Genomic DNA, 1,977 nt, shown 5'->3' with positions numbered 1-1,977 from the left:
TGTAGAGTAGAGAACTGAAATTTCATTGGGGGGCGAGAGCCCTCCTTTTACTTTTTCAGCTCCCCCTTCATCAAACCGGACATGAGGTTTTCCCTCATCCGGCTTTCCGATGTTCTTCTTCCTTCGGCGTTACGGTACTTTCCTTAGTTGGCTAGTTTCTTAAGTCCCGCAAGTTGTGCCACTATGGCCGCTTGCCTGGACTTGCACTGTTTGTTTCGACGATTGTGCTTCTTGTTCCAGAACAGGGTAAGACGCTTTCGGATGTACCAGTCGATTTTGTTCAGGAATCGATCGGCAAAGGAGTCGAGCTTGTAGTAGTTCCTCCACCCTTGTATCTTGGGGTTCAGTTCTTCCACCATCCGATTCATCGTCCAGTGCAGGCGGTTGCGCGGCTCGGTTGTTTCCTTCACCCTCTGTCTCATGTTCTTCATCGCTTTCTTGGACGGATAGCTGCGAAGAATCGAGACCTCTTTATTCCCTTTCATCATCTTCGGTATCTTCCGGTGGTGCATCCCCAGAAAGTCGAATCCCTGTTCATCTCCCCACAGGTTGATGAGCTTGGACTTCTTCCTGTTCATTTCCAGTTCCAGCTTTCCGAATACCGCTTTGAGGACGTCTATCGCCCTCAATGCTTGTTCTTTGGTTTTGCACAGAATGACAAGGTCATCGGCATATCGCACCAGTGTTCCGGTTTCCCTGAACTTCTTTTCCCAGATCGTGTCCAGGTAATTCAGGTAAATGTTCGCAAGAAGCGGACTAATAACGCCGCCCTGCGGACTTCCGAGTTCGGTTTCATGAAACTGATCATCTTTCATGAATCCCGCTTTGAGCCACTTGCGAATCAGCTTCAGCACCCGGCGATCGCTTATGCGTTGTTCCACCAGTTGCATCAGCTTCTCGTGCGGGATGTTGTCAAAATAGCCGGTGATGTCGACGTCCACGACCCAGTATACGCCTTTCTTGACGGCCCGCCGAATATGACGAATGGCATCGTGCTGATTCCGGTTCGGTCTAAAACCATAAGAGCAGTCCTTGAAGTCTGCTTCAAAGATCGGCTCAATGACCATTTTCGTCGCCATTTGTACGACTCTGTCCCGTATGACAGGGATGCCAAGTGGACGCATTTTCCCGTCCGGCTTCGGTATCTCCTTCCGTCTTGCGGGTTGTGGATGGTACTTGCCGTTCCTTAAGGCATCTTGAATTTCGCTGACGAAACGCTCTTCCCCGTACTCCTTAACGATGTGGTAGATGGTCATGCCATCTACTCCACCGCTCCCGCCATTATCCTTGACCCGTTTCCATGCTTCCCAAAGAATGTCGCCGCGGTGCACTTTGTCGTACAGCGCGTGAAATCGCCGCCTCGGATTTCCCTTGGCCGCAAGGTATAGTGCGTTTTGGAGTTGTCGAGCTTTTGCTTTGGCGTCGTTAGCAGGGTTTACTGCATTCACTGACTCTTACCTCCTCTGGCACGTGAACAAAGTGGGGTATTGCCTTTCGGCGCCCTTCCCTCCATGAGGTTTTGTTGTCCTCACTTCGCAGGTAGTATGGCCCCCTCCGACTCCCTTCCTGCAGCTTCCCACTTCACCTTTCGGGCTTATAGGGTCGCTCTTTACGGCATTTGCCGTGCAGGGTAGGGTCTCCCTAGTTCCAGACACAACTTTCTCAGCATGCCGTTCCCCATACACCGGAGAGTTCTTCCGTGCTGCGCTTCCAAGGTCTTCACACGTTCCATGGCCTTCGCCCATTTCACCGGGGCTCGGCTCTCTCTTGTCCTTTGCAGGTGATTTTTGACGATGCGGCAGGATTCACTTCATGTTACGGCCTGCTGTTTTGCTCGCACTCCCTATGGGAGTTACTTTGTCACGGGGCTTCAACCTTAGGATCTCTCCACCAGTTGCCCGTCAGCTACGAGGCGACTTGGCTCTTACCTCGGCCGGACTTGCACCGGCTAGTTGTGCCTAGCTTGGCTAGGCGCGC

1 protein-coding gene is annotated in these 1,977 nt (G+C 52.2%); it reads right to left on the bottom strand.

The features are described 5' to 3' along the window. Window positions 1–143: 143 nt before the first annotated feature. Window positions 144–1,448 (bottom strand): group II intron reverse transcriptase/maturase, encoded by a 1,305-nt coding sequence (gene ltrA, locus BLT35_RS25995; RefSeq protein WP_074730231.1) that lies wholly within the window; start codon window positions 1,446–1,448, stop codon window positions 144–146. Between the last annotated feature and the right edge of the window lie 529 nt (window positions 1,449–1,977).

Origin of the sequence: Paenibacillus naphthalenovorans (assembly GCF_900099895.1) — a bacterium.
Lineage (GTDB): Bacteria > Bacillota > Bacilli > Paenibacillales > NBRC-103111 > Paenibacillus_G > Paenibacillus_G naphthalenovorans.
This window is presented reverse-complemented; position numbering and strand designations above follow the sequence as displayed.